The following is a 23,667-nucleotide window of genomic DNA, read 5'->3' on the forward strand; positions in this document are numbered from 1 at the left end:
CTCAGCAGACCTGCTAGCGCATATCTCACCCCTCGGGTGGGCGCACATCCTTCTCACCGGCGAATACAGGTGGCCCAAAAGATGACCAAATAGCCTTAGCGTAGGATTCTGCACTCTCCGGCATCAGACCCCTGGTATCGACGTGTCCTATGAAACCGTTCGGCGCTGGACAACCAAATTCAGGCCGCAGATCGCGAGGAACCTGCGCCGCCGGCAGGCGCGCCCTGGCGATGTCTGGCATCTGGATGAAGTCGTGGTGAAGATCGCGGGCCGGTCATTCTGGCTCTGGCGTGCCGTCGATCAGGATGGTGTTGCATGCCTACCTCGACTATCCGGTTGCGCTCGGTCTTCTCGCAATACCGTTCCTGATAGGTTTGGGTGCAAAAACAACCTGGCGCTCTGGCTCTCCATCACTACTGGCGCGGCGGCATTGGCGCTCACCATCCTGACCGACCACCATCTGGGTTCGATCCGCGTGTTCCGTACAGATTTCACTTAGCCGTTGATGGTCTGGTCGGCATCGCCTTTGTTGTCGCCCCAATTGCCCTTGGCTTCTCCGGCCTCGGAGTCTGGTACTACATGGTCCTTGGATTGACTGTTCTGGCTGTTGCCGGAATGCACCAGCCCGACGAAAGGGAGGCAACCGCCTGAACCCCTGAGCGCATATCAAGGGTCGCGCACATAGCGTCCCGAAGGCGAAAAGCGACAAAGCTGCCATTCGTTTGCAGAAATCGGATGGCGATTTTGTCCCGCATAGCGGATCTCAGTGCAGAAATTGCCAAAGGTCACCTTCCCGCCGCAAGACAGCATTGTATGTGCACCATTCAACATTGGGTTTCAGAAGAACACACCATAACTTCTGGCGAGGAGGTGAATCATGATCACATTGAAGATCAAAAAACGCATCATTGGGAGGGGACGTGGCGCAATCTTTGTACCATCGGACTTTTTGGACATTGGGTCTCGAACAAGTGTGGACAAGGCGTTGTCCCGTCTGGCCGATCAGGGGACGATCCGTCGCTTAACGCGCGGTCTCTACGACTATCCCAAGAAAAGCCCGCGCTTTGGCTATCTGCCACTGTCAGTCCACGATATTGCGCTAGCGGTAACCCGCAAGAACAACCAGGTTTTGCAGCCCTCTCCTGCAATGGCGGCCAACCAACTTGGGCTTTCGTCACAGGTTCCATCCAAGCCCACTTACATGACCGATGGCCCGACACAGACCAAGACATTCGGTCGGCAGGTGGTCCGTTTCAGAAATGCGTCTTCCAAGACGCTTGTTGGCGCGGGCCAGAAAACCGGTGTCGTGTTTCAGGCACTGCGTTATGTCGGCAAGGACCGGGTCGATGATCAGGTGATCGAAGAACTAGCCCGTGCTCTGGATGACATAGACCGAATGCTACTTGCTAAGCAAAGCAGACATGTGCCAGCCTGGATGCATCCTATCGTGCAGCAGATCATTTCATGTGATTGACCGTTGGTTAGGTTGTTGGCGGACTCCGAAATGTGCTGGCTAGTGACCGGTTTCATAGGTGTGCCACCTACCAAGGTAGGGACACATACAACGCCTGCATCGTCGCAAATCGTTCCTCGAAAGGTGGGAGATCACCGATTTCAAGAGCAAGTGTGTTCCAATCAGCCTCGGCTCTCTGGCGAACTCTGGGGTTGCCGATGGAATCCGCGCTAGCTTCAATGCCGCGGGTACGGCAACTCTCGATCAGCGTTTGTAGGATGACCCGTCGGTCTTCACCGCTCAGCTCGTTTTCTTCGATCAAATAGGCAATGTCATACACGTCCTGACGACGGTTTCGGTTTCTTATGGGCTGCCGAAGCAAAGCCCGGAGCTTCTCAGCAATGATCTCGTGCAATGTGAAGGCCCGTACCGCCACCCCTGCCCCAGTCAAGTTAAGTTCCTGAAACGTATAGATCTGGTCCCTGAATCGGGTCAGTTGCATTACCGCGCCTGTCGCAGCAGGCTTTGTGTCTATGATGGTGGAGTAGCCAATGGCGCAACGCAAGAACCCGTTCAAACGTCATCGGTTCCCGTGTAAGATCATCCTTCTGGCGGTGCGCTGGTACTGTCGCTACCCGCTGTCGTGCCGCGACGTCCGTGACCTGCTGACCTTCTCGCCGTGGCTTTTGCGGGTTCCGGGTTTCTGTCTCATCTTCACTCCTCGGTGGTTACGATGTGCCAGAAACCCTCTCTTATCAAATCACCCTAAACTGTCCCATTGGCGCTGACGTTAGACAAGCCGACGCAGCACAAACTTGAAAAACGGCTCTCCGGCGTATGTCTTGCTGAAAGACGGACAGAATGCTCTAGCAGCGCCATCAAGTCCTCAAGGCGGAGTGCGTCCAAACAGTATTTGCGACAGAGCAGTTGAGTCTAGCATTCGATCACCACGTCATGAATGCTCGGATCGATCCGGCGCACCACGGCCAACACGCGGCTCATCAGGTGGGTTTTCACATATGACGCGTGGAACCGTGACGGCGCCATCAGATGCAGCCGCCCTGCCCCAACGCCAGCCTCGCTCAGCCCATGGAACCAGGCGCCATAAACCGCCGGGTCGATCTGATGCAGCTCCTTTTGCACCTCGGACCAAAGCGAGCCATCGGCCACAGGGCTGCGCGCAGGTGTATGCAGCGGCACCACGTTGTCAGGGGTCGGGTTCTGAGACGGCTGGTCAGGCGTCAACCGGTCAATGAAATCCGGGCCGATATGGCTCCAGACGTGCCGCGTATCCTCAAGCATCAGTTCCAGGTCCAGTCCATAGACACTGACCCTGCCCCGCGCGCCCTGGCGCTTCAGAACCAGCCAGCCTTTGGCGCGCAGCTTGGCCATTTCGCGTTTGACGGTACGGGTGTCGACGGACCATAGACGGGCGATGTCCTCTTGACCCATGGACAGCTCGTCTCGTTGCCAGTTGTAGCGGGTCGTGATCAGGGCCATCATTCGCATGACCTGCCGCTGAATCGTCCGGTCCTCAGACAGCGCAAAGGCCATTAGCGCAGACAAGATGTCGTATTTGCGACTGGCCGCCTCGCGTCCCACTGGCTTTGCGATCTGCATCGCATTCTCCTTTGCCTGCCCGTCGCATCTTGGTGATGCGTTCCGGGTCCGTATATCCGTGGATGTTACCGACGGTGTATCTGCCTCAAAATCAGTAAACGGCGCGCGCTTCCAACGCTCTTTACCAATCTTCGCCAATTTGCGTCCAGAACTTCGATTCTGTCAAGGGCGGTTCCGGGGCGGGGTGTTTCTCTAATCCTTATTTCGAAAGAAAGAAGAGGTTCTATGGTTATGGGGGACATACAGGGTGTCCCCCATTTGGTCAAGAATGTCACTCTAAATACTGTAGGGCGCTTTGGCATGTCCCCTAAACTTTGCGGCCTCACCGACGTTTCAGGCCCCCTGCCCCTCTGTCGACGCTGCGCAGCCGATTCGCGCCCAAATCCCTTGTTCCCAGGGATACAGCTTCCCCGCGGGGAAGGTTAAGGACATTAAATCTTTTCTTTGCCATTTCGGCAAATCCGTCGTATTTGCGGAATGAGGCAGTTTTTACGTTCAGTTCTAAGGAGGCACTCATGTACACCCACGAAGACCTCGCGCGGTTGCAGGCGCAGTCGCTCAAGATGCAAAGCTGGATAAGGCAGCAGACCTTCAGCCCAGAGAACACCAAGCGGCTGCGGCGGTTCTCCAGCTGGGAGGTGTCCGAGCTGATCCTGGGCATCAACCAGTCCACCTTTCGTGGGCGACTGGCGGCCGAGCCGAACCTTCCTGGCGGGGAAGTCGAACCCGATGGTCGCCAGCGTTGGTTCAGCCTGGAGGAGATCAACGAGTTGCGCCGCCGGATGAAGGTCAACCGCAAGTCGCTGATGCCGCCGCGCCCCGCTGGCAAGCGCGCCTTTCGTGCGGCCGTTGCCAACTTCAAGGGCGGCTCTGGCAAGTCCACCGTCGCCTTGCACCTGGCACATGCCGCCGCGCTGGATGGCTATCGTGTGCTGGTGGTTGACTTTGATCCGCAAGCGACGCTGTCCCACTCGATGGGGCTATCCGACGTGGCCGAAGACTATACCGTCTGGGGCATCATGGCGCGTGACCTGATCCGGGAAACCGACCGCATGAACGCCGCCGTAACCGGGGCCGCCAGCGGGGCCGCCCTGCCCCAGCGCCGCATCCCCACCTCGATCCGGGACATGGGGCTAGAGAACCTGCGCACGCCGGACTTCATCAAGCCGACCGCCTGGTCCACGATCGACATCATTCCCAGCTGTGCCAACGCCGCCTTTGTCGAGTTTGCCAGCGCCCAGTACCGCCACCTGAACCCGGAATGGTCGTTCTTTGCAGCGGTGTCGCGCTATCTCGATACGCTGAACGATGACGACTATGATCTGATCCTGTTCGACTGCCCGCCGGCGATTGGGTATCAGTCGATGAATGCGGTCTTTGCTGCGGACATGCTGTATGTGCCGTCGGGCCCTGGTTATTGGGAGTATGACTCGACCACCAGCTTTATCGGTCAGCTGTCCGAAGCGCTGGAGGATCTGAGCCACGGGTTCGACGCGACCTTCCCCGCGGGGAAGATTGGCCTGCCTAAGGCCTTTGCCGACATTCGGTTTGTCATGACCCGGTTCGAGCCGGGCAACGAATTGCACCGCGCGATGCTCGAGGCGTTTCGTAAGGTCTTTGGCGATCATGTAACAGAGCACCCGATCGAGATGACTCGCGCGGTCGAACAGTCCGGCCGCTTCCTTTCGTCGGTGTATGAGATCGACTATCGCGACATGACCCGCGAAACCTGGCGCCGTGCACGTGCGACCTTTGATCGGGGGTACGACGAATTCAAAGCCTCGGTCGTGCAGGCCTGGGACAAGATTTAAGGAGACATTCATGAGCCGCAAACGCCGCATGTTCGATATCTCGATGCCCGATGACCTGCCCGACGACTTGCCCGATCCCAGCGCCGAGCCAGCCACCGAAACCTTCCCCGCGGGGAAGGAGGACCGCCCTGCCCGGCGCGGCCCGATGGCCACCGCGATCAGCGAAACCGCTGGCGCTGCGCGTGAGCGTCAACAGGTGGAGGCGCAGATCCGCGCCGAGAACGACGCCCTTGCGCACGAGCATGTCCGGTTGAAAAAGCTGGGCCTCGTGCTCGAGGTGCTGCCGCTGGACGCCGTGGAAACCTACAAGCTGACGCGCGACCGGGCCCCCGGCCCCGACCCCGAACTGGACGAGCTGAAGCAGTCGATTCAGGACATCGGTCTGTCCAACCCTATCCGGGTCGAACCGCGCGAGGATGGCAAGTTCGAGCTGATCCAGGGCTTTCGGCGGCTCTCGGCCTATCGCGCGCTGTACGAGGAAACAGACGATGATCTCTGGGCCCGCATCCCGGCGGCGATCACGCCGCGCGGGGATAGCCTGGAATCGCTCTATCGCCGCATGGTCGACGAAAACATGGTCCGCAAGGACATCTCCTTTGCCGAGATGGCCAAGCTGGCCGTGGACTATGCCGCCGAACCTGGCACACAGGAAACCGACCCGGACAAGGCTGTGGCCGTTCTGTTCAAGTCGGCGGGTTATCAGAAACGCTCGTATATCCGCACCTTCATCAAGGTGATCGGGCGGATCGGTGGGGCGCTGATCTACCCGCACGAGATCCCCCGTGCCCTCGGGTTAGCGCTGGCCCAACAACTTGATCAGGACCCCGCGCTGGCTGGTCATATTCGCAGTGATCTCGAGGGCTGGGAGAACCGCTCGGTTATGGATGAGCTGGGCGTGCTGCGTCGTGCGGCGGGGCTGGGCGCGGTCCAGGACGGGCAGGGGGTGCAGACCGCCGCGCCCAAGCCCAAAGCCCCCGCCGCAGGCAAGGCCAAGACCAGTTTTCAGCTGGAGCGACGCGAGGGCAGGGCGAAATGCACCGCGGCCTCGGGTCGGTTGGAAATCCGCCTGAATCGCGATTTCACCACCATCGACCGGCGTAAGCTGGAACAGGCGGTGCAGCAGATGCTGGACAATCTTGACTAAACCCGCCCTCTGCCTGAACTGAACAGACCTTCCCCGCGGGGAAGGTCTTTTGCATTTTGCTGGTTTAGATATCTACAACCCTGCGGCCCTGGTCAGGTTCACGCGGAACCTGTCGCGGCGACGCTGGTAGCGGCGGGTCATTTCGGCGCTGGCGTGGCCCAGATGCTTTTGTACGAAACGCTCGTCCACCTGGGCCGCGCTGGCCAGTCCGGCACGCAAGGAATGGCCCGAGAACAGCGCCAGGCGGGCCTTCTTGGGCAGGTCGGATCGGATGCCCGCATCCAGGACGGTACGCTTGACCAGGCGGGCGACATGTTTGTCGCACAGCCGGTTTTCAAGCGCGCGATTGCCATCTCGCGAGGTGCGCACAAAGACCGGACCAAAGTCGATTTTGGCAAAGCGCAGCCATTGTTCGAGGGCATGGACAGGGCAGGTCTGGTCAGTGGACCCACGCCCGATTTCGACCTCTCGCCAACCGGTCTTTGCGTTCAGCGTCAGCACCGCGCCATCGTCGAAGATCTCGATCCAACCACCGCTGTCTGGCGCACGGACGCCGTGTTCGATATCATCCTTACCGACATCAAGGCTGACGATTTCCGAGCGCCTGAGACCACCGGCATATCCCAGAAGTAGAATCGCTCTGTCGCGTAGCCCACGCAGGTCGAACCCCAGGGTGCCGACCATGGCGAGGATATCCTCGGGCAGGATGGCGTGTTTCTGCACCGGCGGACGCCCATGCTTGCGCTTGATTCCGGCCAGCACGGTGGCGATGTGACGATCTTTGCGGTCGAGTGCGAACCCACGTTGTGCGTAGTTCCAGGCGAGACCGGACAGGCGGCGATCTATGGTGCTGACCGACAGGGGCCGGGACGCCGACTGGGGTCCGAACGCGGACTTCGAAGGGAAAGGGCCCGATCCTGAGGCCAGGTCCGCGAGATATAGCCCGATCAACTCAGGTGACGGGGGGAGGGGCTCTGTTCCTTTCAGGCGGCACCAGCGGGTGAAGTGTTTCCAATCGGCGGCATAGGCCTTGTTGGTGTTCTCGGCCGTCGAAGCTCTCGCATAGTCGCGAGCTGTATCAACCAGCCGATCCAAGGTCCCGGAACCGGGCACATGAGAGGGAAGGGTGATCTCCTCTCTGTCTGGGCGATCTCGCTCGTTGTCCTCGTCGATGGAAGACCCGTTTGGTGGCTCTGAGCTCGATTTCTCGTGGTTTTCCGACATGTCGTTGAGCATATTACTTGATGTCCGATAATGCAAACTTATTGGACATAACTAGAACCAGCAAAGCGGGGCGGTTTCTACACTATGTAGTGGCCAAAAGCGCCGTGAGGGATTAGTGTTGTGGCATGACATATGCCCGCGGCGACTTCGATACCCTACCCAGAATGCCCTCCTGGGTCACCTCGGCGCGGGCCGAAGCCCTTGAAGATGTGGCCTTTTTGTCAGGGGCGGCGTTGAGCCACCTGCATCTTGTGGTGGAGCGTGAAGAGGTGCCCCAGAGCTTGTTTCGTGAGAGGCTGGCGCTGCGTGCCGCGGAGGCCTGCGTTGCGCATTCCGGACGCCCTGAAAGGGCCGCGGATTTGCGGGATGCAGTTCATTTGCTGCGCCCCGGGGATTTGCCTGGTCCGGCCGGGGAGAGCTACTTGGCTTGGCGACGCGCGGTGGAGCGGCCGGCCTCGGTCAAGGCGTTGCATCGGGCGCTGCCCAACTTTGAGGCCGGGCAAATTGCCGGATGGCTGGATGCGGGGCAGGGCGCGCCGGTCATTTGGGCCGCTGAGGTGCTGGACACCGTTCTGACCGAGGCCCCGCGTCGGGAATTGCCGGCGTTGGTCCTTGCGGATGCTGCCTTGGCCCACGCGTTGGGTTGGGATCATCTGGTACCGCTTCTGGCCGCGGGTCTGAAACGTGCCGATCTGCGCAAGCGGGGCGAGGTTTTGCGGTTGGCTTGTCATCGTGCCGTAGTCTCTTCGACTAAAGAGTCGTCGCGACTGGCCACGGATCTTGCCCGCAGGGCGGGGCGGTTGACTGCGGTTGCACCAAAACTACGGGCTAAGGGGGCGGGGGAGGCTGTCGAGATATTTATGAGCCGTGACGCGGTGACGCCGACAGCGCTCACCTCGTTGAATTCAGATCGGGCCGCGCGTAGGTTCTGCGACCGCTTGGTCGAATTGGGTGCGGTACGTGAGTTGACCGGGCGCGACACCTTCCGGTTCTACGGGGTCTGAACTATGGCCAAGGATTGCTCCGAACCCGATCTGGATAGAGAGCTCGAGGACCTGCCACGCGATCTACGCTGGCGCGAATGGATGCGCAGGATCGAAGCGGTTCTCTTTGCCTCTGCCTCACCAGTTCCGCGCGAAGACCTGGCCCTCGTGGTGGGGCAGGGCGCCTCGATCGACCTGCTGGTCGATGACCTCGCTGCCGATCTAGAGGGCCGGGCCTTCGAAATCGCCGAGGTGACGGGCGGCTGGATGTTTCGGACGCGGGCCGCGTATGCTCCTGCGATCCGCGCGGCGGCGGATGTGGGAGAGCAGGTTCTGGACCTGAATGAGTTCGACGTCGCGGTGCTTGCGGCCATCGCTTATCACCAGCCGATCACACGGGATGGTTTGAAAGACATCTTCGGCAAGGAAATCAGCCGCGACCTGATCGGACGTTTGCACGCACGTGGTCTGATCAGCACCGGGCCCCGCGCGCCCAAACGTGGCGCGCCCTACACTTTCGTGACCACTGAGCAGTTTCTAGTCGCCTTCGGACTGGAGAGCTTGCGTGACCTACCGGATCGGGAACAGCTTGAGGATGCGGGAGTCTCGGCAGCGTAGTGAGGTACACGACATGTGCGACGCGACGCGGTGTTATCGCCATGCTGCCGCTTTTGCTCTTTTCAACGCCCCAGTCATGTTGAGCCGCATCCGCATGAGTTGTTCGCTTACACCGTATCTCGTTGCCGCAACACCAAGGGGCATGCGCTGGCGCGCAATAATTACCGCCGCTGGCTGTGGCACAAGTAGTGTTGGTCCCAGCCAATGCGCTTCCTCTTCGTCTCGGGCATTGAAGGTTCTGACACCGGAACTGTCTTCGAGGGGCAAAGGGATGTGATGCAGAAGGCCATGTGCTAGTTCATGAGCTAGATCGGCTGTTTGTCGCGGCTTTTCGTGACCGTCGTTGAGTATGACGAGCCTGGCGCCGCTTTTGTGGATTGTCACAGCCGAGAAGCCGTTTGCCCCTGTGCAACGCCGAAGACGCGCAACTTCTAGCGGGTGCTCTTCCTCAAAGGCAGAGAGATCAACTACCTTGTGATCCATTTTTTGGGCGAGACTCCAAGGGCACAGAGGATCCGTTTTCGCCAGATTGAGTTCTTGACGAACATCCTGTGCGAACCACTCTGCATCGGTTTTGAAGCCTCGCCGTAGTGCCATTAGTGAGCTCTCAGTCCTTCATAGGCGGACTGAATGATCCGCTCCAAGGCATCCGCCTGTTCCTTCCCGAGATTGGGATCCGCTCGGAAAAGCATGAGTGCCTTGGTCAAGGAAGATGCTTCGTCATCGGTGTTGGCGCCAGGTTCTCGCATAAAGTCATCAGCGCTAAGTTTCGCCCAAGCGCAGAGCGACGCCAAACTATCGACGTCCGGCCGCTTTCCTTGTGAGATACGGGTGAGTGATGAAGCGCTCACGCTCGACTGCTCCGCGACCTTTCTCCAGGTGAGCTTCCTTTCCTCCCTTACCGCGTCCAACGCGGAATAGAAGCTGCTCCCGTCGAATTGCACATTAGGCATAATGTTCGACTCTTGCAATTTTCATGTTGACTCCCTTCGTGTGGTTTGAGAATTTCATTATAGCAACGCTGTTGCGAGTCCGTAAAGGCAAGACGCTGCGGCAAAAAGGAACGCGTCAAAATGAGGAAGAGCATCGAAGACGATCTGAAGGCCATCGGCGCGGGGCTTGACGTTGGTGTTCTGCCGACTGTGTTCAACCGAGGGGTCATACGGCCCGAGACCTCTACGGTTGCCTTGAAATCTTCGGGCCAGGAGAAAGCCTATGCAGGGCAACAATCGACACGATCCACAACCCGACCGTGGGAACGGACCGCCGGAGGGCAAGGGACGCCCGGACAATCCGGGGCGTCCGATTCCGGAGCACCGTTCGTCCAGCCAGGACTACGGTTTCGCTATGCGGAAGGCGTAGGGGAATGCCGGGATGCTTACCCGGGTCTCCTTTCCTTTCCTCAAGAGAAGCAAATGTGGCTCTTCGCTGAGAGCGATCTGATCGAAGGTTTCGGTCGGAGAGCCGCATTTGCTGTTCAACTTCCCTATACTACCAAGAAGCCGGTTCGAGCCTGGGGATTTTGGACGACCGCAGTCAGTAAATCTTGGATCGGACCGCGGCACACGAATTTTCCAGACGGTTCGATTTGCGCATTTGAACCGAGGGACCGCACGTGGGTACCGGGCCAGTCACTGATCACTTTGCTTGATCTCTACAGCTTGTGGGCGGTGCGGCATCTGTATCTCGAAAAATACGGAAAATGGCCGGGTCGACAGTCGGTTCCCATTGCAGCCGAACGACTGCTCGAGCTCTGTGATGACGAATTTTGTGGATGTGAATATCCGCTCGGAACTTATGCCCGGTGTTGCAAGCCGTCTGATCAGGAAAACACCACCGGCTCCGACCTGCTGAATTTCGCGATGAACACCAGAAGGCCCCCCGTAGAGGTCATTCGCTTTGTATGGAACCCAACCAGCCCTCCAAATCGGAGGGGACAGACAATACGCCAGACTTGAGAAGGAGAATTCAGATGGCAGGCAAAGGCAAGGGCGGGAGCTACCGCAGTGCGAAATCAGGGCGCTACGTGACCAGGGCCTATGGGAAATCGCATCCGCGCACGACCGTGAAAGAAGCACCCGGTAAAAGCGGGTCCACTGGCGGTAGTTATCGTAGTGCCATCACCGGTCGCTTCGTGACCGCGAAACATGGCAAGGCCAGCCCGCACACCACGGTAAGGGAAAAATGACTTCCTTCTTCGTTGCAACAATGATGCAGGGCTTGAGGGGGCGTACGGTAGATTGCCGTACACTTGACATGTACGCCTATATGCCGTACATGCATTTGGGAAGCTCTCTCGCAACGCAGTTGCAAACGAGCAATGCTAAACTAAGGAGGTCGTCATGTTGGCATTTGAGGATAGCACTGTCGCTATCGACGAGCCCAAGAGCGCTCGGCTTGAAGCGCGCACGCAGCCTTCGGTGAAGGACGCGATCAGCCGTGCTGCGACCTTGAGCGGCGTAGAGGTGAGTTCCTTTGTTGTGAGTGCCGCATACAAGGCCGCGCAGACGACAATCGAAGCGCACAAGGTGACAGTTTTGGAGAGTGAAGCGGATCGTGCCGCTTTCTTTGGTGCTCTCGAGAATCCGCCGCAGCCGAATGACCGGCTGAAGCAGGCTTTTGCGTTGCGTGAGAAGCTAATCACGAATGCCGACTGACGCCGCCGTCGAAGCCAAATACACAATCGAGCCGTTCGATCCCAAGACACAGGACCGAGCGGCTTTCTCTTGTGGCGTGCTACAGATCGACAATTACCTCAAGCTCACAGCAAAAAAGGGCTCCAAGGCGGATGTAATCCGCGTCTGGGTCGTGCTGGACGATGAGCGCCATATCGTTGGGTTCTATGGCATCAACATGCATTCCGTTGCCGCGGACGAAATGCCGGAAGCCTTAGCCAAAAAGGCACCCCGACACGGAGCTTTGCCGACCGCATTCATTTCGATGATCGGCGTTGACAAATCAATGCAGGGGCAGGGTCTAGGGAGTGCATTACTTGCTGATGCGCTCAGTCGCATCGGGCGTGTTTCAGACGAGATCGGGACCTGCGCAGTTCTGCTTGATGTCTTCGACTGCGGCAATCCCGAAACCGTCGCGCGGCGGAAAACCTACTACGAGTCCTTCGGGTTCATACCGCTGCCTGATCAGCCGCTGCGCCTGTTCATGCCAATACAGACCGTGAGAGCGCTGTCCGGCTGAATCCCCTTTGCGCCGTCACTCCAAAGTCATCACTTTCTCGGTGGGGACGGCGTAGATCGTTCTGATGCCAAACCTCCCTCGTCTCATCCCCGTGCGAGCAAGGGGATCGCGCGTCTGGCGGACGCCGCCGCCCGCGCAATGGTCTGCCCGCTCCATTCGCTGACGCTCCCGTGTTGACCATGCCCGGGCGGCTAGTCGCGTCCGCCATTTCCTCCCGCGTCCCGCACGGGGACGAGACAATGGAGGATCACATGGCAAAGCCCGACATCTACACCCGTATCACCGAAAAGGTCATCGCCGATCTCGAAGCTAGTACCCGGCCCTGGCACAAGCCCTGGAACGCAGAGCACCTCGCCGGTCAGATCACCCGACCCCTACGCCACAACGGCATTGCCTACCGCGGCCTCAACATCATCCTGCTCTGGGCAGCCTCCGTCGCCCACGGTTACACCGCACCCACCTGGATGACCTATCGCCAAGCACTCGAACTCGGCGGGCAAGTCCGCAAAGGGTCCAAGGGTCAACTTGTCATCTACGCTGACAAGCTCCGCAAGACCGAGATCGATGACGCCGGAGAGGACCGCGAGATCGAGATCCCCTTCATGAAGGGCTACACCGTCTTCAACGTCGATCAGATCGAGGGACTGCCCGAGACCTACTACGAGGTGGCTGAGCCGATGCTCGAGACAGCTGAGCGTGACGCAGCAGCGGAGGCATTTTTTGCTGCTACCGAAGCCGAAATTCGCCATGGTGGGAACCAAGCCTTCTATGCAGTTCATCCCGACTACGTTCAGATGCCGCCCTTCGAGACCTTTGAATCCCAAGAGGCGTATTTTGCAACCCTCGGGCATGAGATCACACACTGGACTCGTCACCCGAAGCGCCTTGACCGCAGCTTCGGTCGCAAACGCTGGGGCGACGAAGGCTATGCCCAGGAAGAACTGGTTGCCGAGCTTGGGGCTGCGTTTCTGGCAGCTGATTTGGGCCTTTCACCTGAACCGCGTGATGAGCACGCGTCCTACATTGCGCATTGGTTGCGTGGTTTGCGAAATGACAAGCGGTTCATCTTCCAGGCTGCCGCACATGCGCAGAAAGCTGTTGATTACCTGCACGGGCTTCAACCAAACACGGATGAGGTCGCCGCATAGGCGGCCTCAATTCGAGGTGGTTAGGCATTGTGTGGCGCACAGACTGCAAACACTAGCAGCAATGATGTCCAACGTCGGCATGCGCAACGATGGAGTCACACCAATCTGGGCGCCCTGTCTGGGTGCGCAAGAACCAGCGTCCGTCCGCCAGGAATTCTTCGACAGCATGATCGTCAGTCTGCATCTTCTACCTCTGGCGGTCCATCCCAGACCTGCGCGGTCTCAGAGTCAAAGAAGCTGTAGTGGACGCCATCCCCTCCGAGCTTCTTGTATTTTGCCAGTTCGGCATCCAAAGCCGTGACCTTTTCGTCGTTTGGTTGGAAGACGCCGAAATAGACGTGCTTAGCCTTTGATCCGAAAATTGCATGATAAATATGGGCGTCGTTCGAATCTGCGCTGTGCCCGAACACGAAAACGGCGGCAGTGGTTTCCTGCAATGCGCGATAGCAATGGCGGAGATATTCGACGGAGTTGATCTTGCGCAGTTTCGATGTCGAAGTGCCCTCAGCTACATAAAGAGGAAGCCGCTCGTTTTTTGCAATCTCGTGCGTAATGTTCGCTATGACTCCATCGCCATCGTTCAGAGCTTTGTAGACATCTCCGACTCCGTCTTGAAAAAGGTGTAAACCGCCATGTAGGTTGAAAGTTCGGCAGTATGCACCTTCTTGGAAAGGGCCTTTGAAACGGCCATCGTCTACGTCTTCGCCAAGGCCAAACCCGTCAGTTAGCAGACTTTTTTCCAAATTCACCCAATAGAGCAGTAGGTCATAGTTTAACGTGAAGACTCGGCCTTTGCTAAAGTGCTTCAGAAACGCTGCCGCGCTTTCATACTGGAATTCGAGGTCTTCCCTATGGGCGGGATGTGTCGCGTTGACGGCATTGACGAGGGCCTCCCTTACCTTTTGAGCGTCGGCCTCGAGTTCATTGGCATGAACTTCGTTGCCATAGGCCCGCTCGACAATGGATGCGTCCTCGAGAGCCCTGATAACCGCTTCGAAATCTACTGTGCCAAGTCGTTCAAACAGCCCTTTTACGGGGCTGCCGTCTTCCAGCTGCGCCTCCGTCAGAAGGTTCGCGTAATTGAAATACTGCGCAGAAAAGCCGTTGCCGATCAGAAGAGCCTTATCTTCGCCTTTTGTGGCTTCTATCGCATGTTGAAAGCTGATGATTTCAGGCATGATGTTTAACCAATTTCTTAAACCGTTACGTGCGTTCAGGCATTATTTCATTGTTTTAGATGAACTTGGCTGAGCCCCAGCCGGAAGGCAACGGCCGAATTGAACTGACCGAATTTCCTGTTGAGAGCTTTCGTCTGTGTCAGCCTGATCCCGCCGTGTATGTCGGCATAGGCGAAGGTGAGCTCCATGGCCTGAAGCAGCCGGGACTGGTCCAGCACCGGGTCGTCATCAGCAATGGGCCGAAGCTTGATCGTGCCCCGCCAAATCAGGTTGCGCAGGGACAGGTCATTCCGGCCGTTACCGCTTCATCCAAGTTCAGACGTCATCCATCGTGGACGTATCCAATTCTCTTGCAGTCTGGTGTGATCGTCACGCAGCCCGGCCACCTCGGCTCCCTCTCGTTTTCTTCCTGATGCAATCTCCGTGACCTGGCCCGGCTGCCGGGCGCAGCCTTCAGCCACCCCCTTCAAGCAGAACTTTCCCCTGCCTACTTCGCAGTCATTCCTCGCGCGCCAAAGTTCAGCCTGACAGCCGGTCCGGGCGGTCACGGTCTCCCGTTTGCATCGAAAACGAAGGAGAACCGATATGACCAAGTACTACACCGTCACCACCCCCGACACCGGCAAGGATGGCAAGACCCGCTTCCACAAGGTGGGTGTCGCCTTCCCGCAGAACGAAGGCGCCAAGTCCTTCATGACCATGCAGCTCTTCGCAAACCCGGTGAATGGCGAGCTCGTCCTCTTCGAGCCGAAAGCTGACGCCGACGACAACCAGGTCACCGAATGACCTGCCGGGAAGGGGCCTCGTGCTCCTCCCGCCGACATCACCGACACCTCATACGAAGGACAGACACAATGGAACTTCTGCCGCAACCCATCCTGGACCAACTTGCCGCCAATGGCCGCACCAACCAACAGCGCATCGAAGCTGGCGAGGACACCATCGACCACCATCCTGTGGTCAAGCTTTTCACGCCCGATGGCGGTGCTACCTGGCTCCTGAGCGAAACCGACCCAGAGGATCCCGACATCGCTTTCGGACTCGCCGATCTCGGCCTGGGCCATCCCGAACTGGGCTCCGTTCGGCTCAGCGTCCTGAAGGCACATTGCGGTCGCCTCGGGCTGCCGATCGAGCGGGACCTCCACTTCGAAGCCGATGCGCCGCTCAGCACCTATGCCGAGCGCGCCCGCGAGGTCGGAGGGATCGTCACATGAGCACCAACATCCACCCCGAACACATCAGCGCCTTCGAGGCGCTGACTTCGGGAGAGCACGACAATTTCGCGTTGTTCTCCTGCTTCCTTGACGGCGAACCAGCGGTTGCGATTGTTGCCGTGACGCCGCCGGAAATCGAGGACGGCGAGTACCAGGTCACACCGCTCTTTGTCGGTGTCACGGAAGGCATAGTGCTCACGGATCACGACGGAACCGCCGCCTGACTGACCCCTGAAGTTTGTCATGAAACCTATAAGGTCACCCCATTGCGGGTGGCCTTTTCTATGCCTGTTGCCCCCAGTTTTACACGTGCCTCAGACAGAGCTGGTGGCTTCTTAATGCGCTTCGTTCCCAAGTGAACTAAGGCCAATCCGGTCAGCGAGGATTGGACCTTGAGGGTATTCTGAAACGCTCATTCGACTCCCAGACTCACCCTGTTTCAGCTAAAGACGAATTGACATGAAGGTATGAAATATATAAACCGTAGCAAAGGGAGACATTGGCAGGATATGGCAAATGTATACACATTTTGTCCGAGGGGTCTGAAGTGAAGCGTTCGCGCAAAAACCTGACGATCGAACAGCGCATCGAGATCGCACGGCGCTTCCAGACGGGCGAGGCAGCGCGGGATTTGTCGGCGGAGTTCGGTGTGTCAGTGCGGCACATCTCGCGGCTGGCGAAAGAGGAGATCGGTGAGGGTGTTGCGGTCCGCGACCCTTCTGAGGTTGTCACCTTTCGCGCCTCCCAATCCGATCTTCAGGCCTTCGATGCGGAGTGGCAGGCGCGAGGTTTCGCCAATCGCAGTCAGGCGCTGAAGGCGGTGGTGCGGGCACGCTGCGGATTCATGGATGTGACAGCGGACCGGATCGATGGGTTTGTCGGAGCCTGGCGTCAATCGCGCGATCTGACCGATGCAGGAATGGCTCTCGCCAAGGAGGTGCGGCGGGGGCGGCTGGTGCTCACGGACGAGGATCGGGCGCTGGTTTCCGAGCTTGTCGAGTTGGCACAGAAGATGACCCGCGAGCTTGGCGCGATGAAGGATCTGGCACAGGTGCAGCGCGGGGCCGGGCTGCCGAATCTTGTCGAGTCAGGCGTGGCAGGTAGTGGTGGGGAGGTCGTAGCCAATGGCTGATCCGCTCTCCCTTTACACGTCGGTCATGGGGCGTCTCTGGGAAGACGAGCGCATCCGGGGCAAGGCCCAGGCGCGGATCGACGCGCGGCTGGCAGGGCGTCGGCAGGGCCGCAGCTACGCGCGTGTCGGACGGCTTTCGGTGCGCAACATCGCCAAGGCGGCATCGGGTCAGAGCCGGGCGGCAGTGTTCAAGCGGATCAGGGCAGGGGGGTGCAAAACGCGCGCCTCGCTCGGCAACCAGCTCTCCTACATCAACGACAAGGCGGTCTTTACCTATTCGACCATGACCAACCCGCTGGACAATGCAGCGGTTCTGACGGGCGAGCAGAAGGACGAAATCATCGAGGGCTGGTCTGAGACCTGGCGCGGCACCACCAAGCTTGGCTTCACCTCGCATATGCTTCTGTCCTTCCCGACAGATGTCGGCACCGAGAAAGTCCGTGACATCGCGCTCGACTGGGCGGAGCATTTCTTCGAGAGCGGCGAATATGGCGACCAGTGGGATTACGTGTTGGCGGTCCATGACGACCGCGCACACCGCCACGCCCATATCGTTCTGAACAATCGCGGCCGAGAGCAGGGGACCTGGTTCTCCTGCTGGGCTGAGGGGGTAATGTCGCCCCAGCTCATGCGCGAGAAGCAGGCGGAGATCGCAGAGGGCTATGGCGTGATGCTGGACGCCACCACCCGGCTCGAGCGCGGCATCTTCGCCAAGGCCCCTGGCATCGAAGAAATCTACCGGGCCAAGGAAGAGGCGCGCCTGCCGCGCGAGATCGCAATGACGCCGGAGGAGTCCGCCATCGCCCAGGCTCAGGTTGTGGGCTTTGCCAAGGACTATGCCAAGCTCGCCGATCTTCTGGATCGTATGGATCAGCGTCACCTTGCCCGCGCCGTGCGGGCTATGGCCAAGGGGCTTGGCACCAATACCGTTCACCAGTTCACCGCAGGAGAGATTGATATGAAGGATATCCAGACCGTCGGGGATGCGATCGAGTATTCCGAACGCACCATCGAGGCCCTGCGGCTCAAGGCCGAGGAACTGGACGGTGAGGCACGTGCCAGCTTCGAGGTGAAAGCGGCACCGATCATCCGCGACCTGTCACAGATGGTGCCGGACCCCGATCTGCGGTCGAGGTTCGGCCGTGACCTGGCCGAGCCCTATCCGCCGGGGGCAGGAGATGCGCGCCTGATCGAAGCACTGCAATCCGGGCGGGATGAAGCTCTGGAGGGCATCCTGTCAGATGCGCGGGATGCGGGGATCGACGGTGATGATCTCACCGCCCGCATCGTCTCAGGCGGCACCACGAATTACGGGCTGGCCCAAGATTGGGTCGAGCGGGACATGGGCGCCGTGCTGGCGAAGGACGGCCTTACGGTTGAAACCGCCAATGATAACCAACTCGATGCGGCGCTCGGACAGGTTGATGGCGTGATGGACCGCCTCATGGAGAGGGCACGGGGACTGGGTGTACCGATCGGGGCGGGGCTCAATGCTGAGGATGGGCATGACCTCTCTCTCGTGGACGATGCCGACAGAGGACCGAATGCTTACCTGCAGGAATTGGCGGATATGCTGAAAGAAGGCACACTCACCGAGGAGCAGGAAGAGGTGGTCGAGCGGACTTTGCAGGCAGAGCTCTTCAAGGAGTTGGGAGAGGAAGGCTTGGCCGAGCTGCGGCGCGGCAACTACACGGTGCTAGAAGAGGCGCTGCCCGGCAAGATCGACCAGATCACGGTTACGCAGGAGTTCCTCGAGATGACCCACGAGGAAACCGGCGATCAGGTCTTCACTGACCGTGCTGCCGCCCTGCAGAAGGACAAGGTGACGGAGGTGGCCCGGCAGATGGAAGCCGAGCAGGCCAAATCCCGTGATCACAGTCAACATATGGGCCGCGATCTCGACGACGAAATGTCCTTCTGATCGGAGCACTACCCATGAAACCCATCCCTCTCTGGGCCGCGGTGCCCTTCGGTCTGATCTGTGGCACGTTGCTGGGCACCATTGTTGCCAGCATCTACCTGGCGCTGGCGCTACGCACTGGTTTTGGCCAGTTCGACATGTTTGCCGTCTGGCGTGCCGGTGCAGGATTGCGCCTCGCGCATCCAGACGCCTTCAAGGTGGCGTTTGGGGCTGTCGGGTTCGGGGCACTCGGTCTTGGCGTTCTCGCCGCCGCCTGGACCTGGAAACGGGAACAGGACGACTATGGCTCGGCTCATTGGCAGACCAAGGCGGAGCTTCGAAAGAACGGTATGCTGCAAGGTCCCGGTACAGGTTTTGTCTGTGGCAAACTCGGCAAGCCGAAATCCAAATCCGAGTTCATCTCCTCCACCGAAATCCCGCATGTGATGATGGTGGCGCCGACCCGGGCCGGTAAGGGCGTGGGATTCGTGATCCCGAACCTGCTGTCTTTCGCGGGCTCGGTCGTGGTGCTCGACGTGAAAGGCGAGAACTTCGACAAGACCTCACGGTTGAGGGCGCTCAATGGCGACGAGGTGTTTCGGTTCAACCCGTTTGACTGGGCCAACAGCACCCATCGCTACAACCCGCTGGCCCGCATTGCAGCCTATCCCAATTTTGCGCAGCAGTTCACGGAAGTGTCTATCCTGGCCGATCTCTTCCTCGACAAAGACAACAAGACCCTCGATACCTTCTCCGAGGCCGGTAAGTCGATCTTTGTGGCCGCCTGTCTGCTGGCAATCCAGCGCGGCACGCCCACCTTGGGCGAGGTGAACAAGATCGTCTCGGCAGGGGACTACAAGAACGCCCAGTACAGCGCCTATGCCGAAGAGGCGAAGGAAGAGGTGGTGCGCGAGCTCTGGACCAACGCGGCCAGCGCCTCGTCCCGGCTTTTGACCTCGAACATCCAGGCCCTGATGACGGCAGGTCTCAAGCAGTGGGACAACCCGGCGGTGCGCTCTGCGACCGAGGCGAGTGACTTCGACTTTGGCCAGTTCCGGCGCAAACCGCATTCGCTCTACATCGTGGTCTCCGAGGATCACATCGCAACACTGGCGCCGCTTCTGCGGCTCATGTTCGCCGACCTCATCGCCAGCCTGCGTTTGAACGAGCCGGGTACCGACGAGCCCTGGCCGGTCATGATGATGATCGATGAATTCCAGCAGATGGGGGCGATGCCTTATCTGGAGCGGGCGATCCATTCTCTGGCAAGCTATGGCGGGCGTGTGGCGATGATTGCACAGTCCCTGGCGGCGCTGGACCGCATCTATGGCTCTGAGGGCCGTGAGAGTCTGGAAAACGGGGCAGGGCTCAAGCTCTACATCACGCCGCGGGATCAGCGGACTGTGCGAGAAGTATCGGCGGCGGTTGGCAGCACAACCCGCGAGGCCGTCACGCGCATGTATGGGCGTAATAAAGGGATCCTCGGGGCGACGTCGACCAGCGCGCGGCTGGAAGAACGACCGCTGCTCTCGGAAACGGAGGCGCGGCTTTTGGATCCGGATGAAGTTATCATCCTTGCCTCGCCGCAGCACCCGATCAAGGCGCAGCGGATCAAGTATTATGATGATCCGATGTTCAAAGGGATGGTCGAGCAGCAGGAGGGCAGGGGCTACCCTTATCCCCCGAGTGTGGAAGGGGTGGGGCCTTGGGCCGATGGTGGCGATGACGGCGACGTTGATGAAGAACAGGAAGCAGCCAGCACTCTGAGGTCGCGGCGGCGACAGGCGCGCGCGATGCGGGCGGTGGCTGCGAAATCCAATGCCGATGATTTGCAGCCGGAGGATATGGACCGTGACGACGGGGTGCCGCCGGAGTGGGAGCAAGTGTTGGATCGGCAGGAGAGTTTCATTGAGGATTTGTTGGGGGAATAGCTGTTTCACCCCAATACCAACAGTTCGGCAATTCCACGATTCCCCTCGACCCGCCCCAACTGCACAATCACATCGATCGATTTTCGAATATAGGTCTGCACTTCTGCAAAGGTCAGCGGTGTTCCAGCCTGCAACACCATGATCGCCAGCCGATCAATGGCGAGCTCTGCTGTTTCGGCATGAATCGTCGAGACGGACCCGCCATGCCCGGTGTTGATCGCCTCGAGATAGGTGAGCGCTTCAGACCCTCGTAATTCGCCGACCACGATCCGATCAGGTCGCATCCTGAGCGAAGCTTGTAATAATGCCCCAGCTGAGCGCGGGCTGTCCTTGGCCCGATCCGCAAGCAGGCAGACTGAATTTGGCTGACGCGGAAACAGCTCGAACGCATCCTCAATTGTGATGAGCCGTTCACTGTCGGGAACATATGTCAGGAGATGGCGGGCAAAGGTGGTCTTACCTGTCGAAGTTCCGCCACTCACAAGGATATTCAGGCGGTTTTCAACAAGCTGCTGCAGTGCTCCGGTCAGATCGGTTTCTGCCTGTTTCGAAATTGCTTTTAGCTTCTCCGCCCGAATATCGGTCAAGGAAACTGCTTTGCCCTGAAGGTAGGTGGGCTCATAGCTGCGAATGTTGGTTTGCCCAAACAGCCGGATGGTGATCGCGGCCCCTTGCTCCACGGCGGGCGAAACCACAACTTGTACACGCAGTGGTCGCCCCCGGAACTCGACTTTCCCGGACACCAGCGGGTTCTTTTCGGAGACTTTAGCCTTTGCGTCGCCAACCATGGTGGTGCCGAGGTTGATTGCATCAGCCGGGTTCACGGCCGTGTCACCACATTCCATCGCAATGGAGCCACGTCGCTCGACCCACACCCGACCGTCCGGATTGATGGCCAGCTCGATAACTTCTTCATCGGCTAACCAGTGTTCGAAGGGCGCAAGATAGCGTTCGAGATAAGAGGAAGGGAGAGCTTCTATATTCAATGAATAACAACATCCCTGTCTACGAGTACGGTCACACCCGCACCCTGATCCACATAGATTGTCGGCGACATCGAGACCTGATCGGCGATGACGGAACTGGTGGCGTCAGACAGGTCCGAGCCAATGTCTGCCAGAACATCGGATGCGGTTTCATCGCTGACCCGATCTGCGGCTACGGAGGGGGCAGCCCCGATGATCGAGATCAGCGCGGCGCCACCGAAGCGTTCAAGGAATTTGGTGTCGACGAGGCCGGTCATGCCGGAGCGGCCAAGCCGATCAGCGCCGACAGAGGCGATATTGATTGAGGTTCCGTCGGGTGTGAGGAGACGGGTCCAGAGGATCAGAATTCGCTTCTGGCCGACTTCGATGCCAGAGCGGTATTGTCCGAAGAGACGCGACCCACGTGGGATCAGGATCCGGTCTCCGGAAAAGGCCGGAACAGGTTCTGAGACGACTGCCACCACATTGCCTGGCAGGTCACTATTGATAGCGGTTTGCAGCGCGGCCTGGATCACGGAGCCTTGCGCGAGGGTCCGATCCGGGATTTCCATACGCGCGGCCTCTTCGATCTCAAGAGGGCGTGCGGCGGTCTGCAAGTAGGCCTCGTTTTCATTCAGGGGCGCACTTGCGTCCGCCGTGCTGGAAACCGCTGCACCAGAAGCTGCGGAACTCCCCTGACCATCCGAATACACGACTGCGGGCGATCGTATCTGAGCCGTGAGCAACTCCGCGGCCGCGCGTTCGGCTTCACGGCGGCGCTGTTCCTCTTCTTGCCGTCGTCGTTCTTCCAACAACCGTTGATCAGCGATCAGAGCATCCTGCAGAAGCTCGGTTTCCAGTGCCTCTCGTTGTGCGCGCTCGGCATCAAGCAGGCTTTGCAGTCCAGAAAGCTTTGTATCGCTTTCGCGCTCGAGAGCTGTCAATTCACGCTCCCGTTCCGCGATCTGTTCCTCCAGTGCCTTGGTCTGGGCATCAAAGGCCTCGCGTAAATCCCCAACGGCGGCCTGGATTTCCGCGTTGCGGGCTGATTGACTGGCCGCCAATGCCTCACGCAGTTGGGCCAGTTCGTTCAGGACCTCCTGGCTCGTTTCCGGGGCAGGGGCCGCAGGCACGTCGAGGGCTTCTTCCACTGCAATCAACGCGTCATTGACGCGTTGGTCGGTTTCATCTGGCGGGAACTCCAAGCGCCCTGATCCGGGTCGCCCGTCCTGGAACGGTGTCACTTCGGAGGTTTCGAGCGGGGCAGGGCCGTCCTGTGCTGCGGTGGCCAGCCAATAGGCCACACCAGCACCACCAAGTCCGAGCGCAATGGCCAATGCCCCTACGCCGAGACCACCGGATCGGGGTTTCGTTTTGCCATCCTTGAACGTGTTGAGGCGTTTTTGCAGATCAGGATCGTCAGCCATGATCAATTGCTCACGTAGATGGCGGCGGAATCCCGCGCGATGCAGAGCGCTTCGTCACCAATCCGCAGGGTCCAGTAGTCGTTCACGCCGAGCACGCGGACGGTGTTGCCATCCTGTGTCCAGTTGACGGTACGCTCGCGGCCTTGGTCGTCCGCTTTGAAGATGGCTGGCTGTCGGGTGTTTTCCGGGAAGGTGAAATAGGTGTAGCGCCCATCGTCGTAGACCAATGCCGGTCGAAAATCACTCTCGCCCGAGACAAGATAGGCATAGTTGCGTGGCGCCTCAAAACCTTTTGCTAAACTGGGACGCGAACGGCGAGCCTCTTCGGGGTATTTGAACCGCACCTCGAAAAACATGCCCGTCCGGTTCGGGATCGATCCCTCGCGCAGATGGAAGGAATAGCTGCGCCGGTTTGTGATCACCGTCATATTCGTCGAAGCCTTGGCCACATGCGGTTTGATGGTCAGCACATTGCCAAGCTCGGGGATCGGATCGACCTGGAAACTTTCCGTGTCGCCGACAATGACCGCTTCGAACCGTTCTCCGCGCCCGAAATGAATCGTGGTTGAGTGGCGCAGATCGGTTTCGATCCGGAACACCTGGTTTTCACTGTAGGTAGCGTAACGGATACGGATATCGAGCGGTCCACCTTGGGGCGTGGCCTCGGCGAGGGCGGTGACTGGCAAGGCGATTGCCAATAGAAGCGGGGGCAGCAAATTCATGA

General features: G+C 59.1%; 25 protein-coding genes and 2 pseudogenes. 19 read left to right on the forward strand and 8 right to left on the reverse strand.

Annotated elements, in window-relative coordinates:
* Window positions 1–133 precede the first annotated feature (133 nt).
* Together MK745_RS15955 and MK745_RS15965 are read left to right on the forward strand one after the other, a co-directional pair.
* A pseudogene (locus MK745_RS15955) lies at window positions 134–310 on the forward strand (DDE-type integrase/transposase/recombinase); the annotation flags it as partial.
* 567 nt (window positions 311–877) lie between these two features.
* Window positions 878–1,474 (forward strand): DUF6088 family protein, encoded by a 597-nt coding sequence (locus MK745_RS15965; RefSeq protein ID WP_243614230.1) that lies wholly within the window; start codon window positions 878–880, stop codon window positions 1,472–1,474.
* Window positions 1,475–1,541: 67 nt separating this feature from the next.
* On the opposite strand, the gene MK745_RS15970 is transcribed toward MK745_RS15965, so the two are convergent.
* Window positions 1,542–1,955, reverse strand: coding sequence for a nucleotidyl transferase AbiEii/AbiGii toxin family protein (locus tag MK745_RS15970; protein WP_243614231.1), 414 nt, complete (start codon window positions 1,953–1,955; stop codon window positions 1,542–1,544).
* Window positions 1,956–2,004: 49 nt separating this feature from the next.
* Between MK745_RS15970 and MK745_RS15975 the strand changes: the two are divergent.
* A pseudogene (locus tag MK745_RS15975) lies at window positions 2,005–2,121 on the forward strand (IS6 family transposase); the annotation flags it as partial.
* A 265-nt stretch (window positions 2,122–2,386) separates the two neighbouring features.
* Here the strand turns inward: MK745_RS15975 and MK745_RS15980 are convergent.
* The gene (locus MK745_RS15980) at window positions 2,387–3,073 is read right to left on the reverse strand and encodes a DnaA N-terminal domain-containing protein (RefSeq protein ID WP_243614232.1); all 687 of its coding nucleotides are present in this window, start codon (window positions 3,071–3,073) and stop codon (window positions 2,387–2,389) included.
* Window positions 3,074–3,588: 515 nt separating this feature from the next.
* Between MK745_RS15980 and MK745_RS15985 the strand changes: the two genes are divergently transcribed.
* Window positions 3,589–4,884 (forward strand): AAA family ATPase, encoded by a 1,296-nt coding sequence (locus MK745_RS15985; RefSeq protein WP_243614233.1) that lies wholly within the window; start codon window positions 3,589–3,591, stop codon window positions 4,882–4,884.
* A 10-nt stretch (window positions 4,885–4,894) separates the two neighbouring features.
* Window positions 4,895–6,028 carry a ParB/RepB/Spo0J family partition protein gene (locus tag MK745_RS15990; RefSeq protein ID WP_243614234.1) on the forward strand — a complete coding sequence of 378 codons (1,134 nt, stop codon included), beginning with the start codon at window positions 4,895–4,897 and terminating at the stop codon, window positions 6,026–6,028.
* Between the two features lie 72 nt (window positions 6,029–6,100).
* Here the strand turns inward: MK745_RS15990 and MK745_RS15995 are convergent, their stop codons facing one another.
* A complete protein-coding gene (locus tag MK745_RS15995; protein ID WP_243614235.1) occupies window positions 6,101–7,264 on the reverse strand; it encodes a tyrosine-type recombinase/integrase in 1,164 nt (387 codons plus the stop codon).
* A 113-nt stretch (window positions 7,265–7,377) separates the two neighbouring features.
* Between MK745_RS15995 and MK745_RS16000 the strand changes: the two genes are divergently transcribed.
* Both MK745_RS16000 and scpB read left to right on the forward strand, forming a co-directional pair.
* Window positions 7,378–8,256 (forward strand): DUF1403 family protein, encoded by an 879-nt coding sequence (locus tag MK745_RS16000; protein ID WP_243614236.1) that lies wholly within the window; start codon window positions 7,378–7,380, stop codon window positions 8,254–8,256.
* A 3-nt stretch (window positions 8,257–8,259) separates the two neighbouring features.
* A complete protein-coding gene (scpB, locus tag MK745_RS16005; RefSeq protein ID WP_243614237.1) occupies window positions 8,260–8,853 on the forward strand; it encodes an SMC-Scp complex subunit ScpB in 594 nt (197 codons plus the stop codon).
* A 33-nt stretch (window positions 8,854–8,886) separates the two neighbouring features.
* On the opposite strand, the gene MK745_RS16010 is transcribed toward scpB, so the two are convergent.
* On the reverse strand, window positions 8,887–9,450 hold the full coding sequence (locus MK745_RS16010; RefSeq protein ID WP_243614238.1) for an ImmA/IrrE family metallo-endopeptidase: 564 nt from the start codon (window positions 9,448–9,450) through the stop codon (window positions 8,887–8,889).
* A 476-nt stretch (window positions 9,451–9,926) separates the two neighbouring features.
* Between MK745_RS16010 and MK745_RS16015 the strand changes: the two genes are divergently transcribed.
* The 5 genes from MK745_RS16015 to MK745_RS16035 all read left to right on the forward strand — a co-directional run bounded on the left by MK745_RS16015 (window position 9,927) and on the right by MK745_RS16035 (window position 13,196).
* On the forward strand, window positions 9,927–10,811 hold the full coding sequence (locus MK745_RS16015) for a hypothetical protein (RefSeq protein ID WP_243614239.1): 885 nt from the start codon (window positions 9,927–9,929) through the stop codon (window positions 10,809–10,811).
* Between the two features lie 14 nt (window positions 10,812–10,825).
* Complete coding sequence (locus MK745_RS16020; RefSeq protein ID WP_243614240.1) at window positions 10,826–11,041, forward strand: hypothetical protein; 216 nt, start codon at window positions 10,826–10,828, stop codon at window positions 11,039–11,041.
* Window positions 11,042–11,195: 154 nt separating this feature from the next.
* Entirely contained in the window at window positions 11,196–11,510 is a 315-nt protein-coding gene (locus MK745_RS16025) for a DUF1778 domain-containing protein (RefSeq protein ID WP_243614241.1), read from the forward strand.
* Window positions 11,500–12,048: a GNAT family N-acetyltransferase gene (locus MK745_RS16030; RefSeq protein WP_243614242.1), complete on the forward strand. Its 549-nt coding sequence runs from the start codon at window positions 11,500–11,502 to the stop codon at window positions 12,046–12,048. The genes MK745_RS16025 and MK745_RS16030 overlap by 11 nt, the downstream gene beginning before the upstream one ends.
* Before the next feature lie 251 nt (window positions 12,049–12,299).
* A complete protein-coding gene (locus MK745_RS16035; protein WP_243614243.1) occupies window positions 12,300–13,196 on the forward strand; it encodes an ArdC family protein in 897 nt (298 codons plus the stop codon).
* A gap of 173 nt (window positions 13,197–13,369) precedes the next feature.
* Here MK745_RS16035 and MK745_RS16040 read toward each other — a convergent pair whose 3' ends face one another.
* Window positions 13,370–14,374, reverse strand: coding sequence for a DUF4917 family protein (locus tag MK745_RS16040; protein ID WP_243614244.1), 1,005 nt, complete (start codon window positions 14,372–14,374; stop codon window positions 13,370–13,372).
* Between the two features lie 65 nt (window positions 14,375–14,439).
* Here MK745_RS16040 and MK745_RS16045 point away from each other — a divergent pair, with 65 nt between their 5' ends.
* From MK745_RS16045 to MK745_RS16075, 7 genes are all read left to right on the forward strand, one after another.
* Window positions 14,440–14,787 (forward strand): hypothetical protein, encoded by a 348-nt coding sequence (locus MK745_RS16045; RefSeq protein WP_243614245.1) that lies wholly within the window; start codon window positions 14,440–14,442, stop codon window positions 14,785–14,787.
* A 172-nt stretch (window positions 14,788–14,959) separates the two neighbouring features.
* Window positions 14,960–15,160, forward strand: coding sequence for a hypothetical protein (locus MK745_RS16050; RefSeq protein ID WP_243614246.1), 201 nt, complete (start codon window positions 14,960–14,962; stop codon window positions 15,158–15,160).
* Window positions 15,161–15,228: 68 nt separating this feature from the next.
* On the forward strand, window positions 15,229–15,588 hold the full coding sequence (locus tag MK745_RS16055) for a DUF2958 domain-containing protein (protein ID WP_243614247.1): 360 nt from the start codon (window positions 15,229–15,231) through the stop codon (window positions 15,586–15,588).
* Complete coding sequence (locus tag MK745_RS16060; protein WP_243614248.1) at window positions 15,585–15,812, forward strand: hypothetical protein; 228 nt, start codon at window positions 15,585–15,587, stop codon at window positions 15,810–15,812. Before MK745_RS16055 ends, MK745_RS16060 begins: the two co-directional genes overlap by 4 nt.
* A 323-nt stretch (window positions 15,813–16,135) precedes the next feature.
* The gene (locus MK745_RS16065; protein WP_243614249.1) at window positions 16,136–16,720 is read left to right on the forward strand and encodes a hypothetical protein; all 585 of its coding nucleotides are present in this window, start codon (window positions 16,136–16,138) and stop codon (window positions 16,718–16,720) included.
* Entirely contained in the window at window positions 16,713–18,641 is a 1,929-nt protein-coding gene (locus tag MK745_RS16070; RefSeq protein ID WP_243614250.1) for a relaxase/mobilization nuclease domain-containing protein, read from the forward strand. Before MK745_RS16065 ends, MK745_RS16070 begins: the two co-directional genes overlap by 8 nt.
* A gap of 14 nt (window positions 18,642–18,655) precedes the next feature.
* Window positions 18,656–20,551: a type IV secretory system conjugative DNA transfer family protein gene (locus MK745_RS16075; RefSeq protein WP_243614251.1), complete on the forward strand. Its 1,896-nt coding sequence runs from the start codon at window positions 18,656–18,658 to the stop codon at window positions 20,549–20,551.
* Window positions 20,552–20,556: 5 nt separating this feature from the next.
* Here MK745_RS16075 and MK745_RS16080 read toward each other — a convergent pair whose 3' ends face one another.
* From MK745_RS16080 to MK745_RS16090, 3 genes are read right to left on the reverse strand one after another with little or no spacing between them, the layout of a single operon-like run.
* Window positions 20,557–21,537 (reverse strand): ATPase, T2SS/T4P/T4SS family, encoded by a 981-nt coding sequence (locus MK745_RS16080; RefSeq protein WP_243614252.1) that lies wholly within the window; start codon window positions 21,535–21,537, stop codon window positions 20,557–20,559.
* Window positions 21,534–22,943 (reverse strand): TrbI/VirB10 family protein, encoded by a 1,410-nt coding sequence (locus tag MK745_RS16085; protein WP_243614253.1) that lies wholly within the window; start codon window positions 22,941–22,943, stop codon window positions 21,534–21,536. Before MK745_RS16085 ends, MK745_RS16080 begins: the two co-directional genes overlap by 4 nt.
* A 2-nt stretch (window positions 22,944–22,945) precedes the next feature.
* Window positions 22,946–23,665, reverse strand: a complete 720-nt coding sequence (locus tag MK745_RS16090) for a TrbG/VirB9 family P-type conjugative transfer protein (RefSeq protein ID WP_243614254.1) — start codon at window positions 23,663–23,665, stop codon at window positions 22,946–22,948.
* Window positions 23,666–23,667: the final 2 nt, after the last annotated feature.

The organism is Shimia aestuarii (assembly GCF_022814865.1).
Taxonomy (GTDB): domain Bacteria; phylum Pseudomonadota; class Alphaproteobacteria; order Rhodobacterales; family Rhodobacteraceae; genus Shimia; species Shimia aestuarii_A.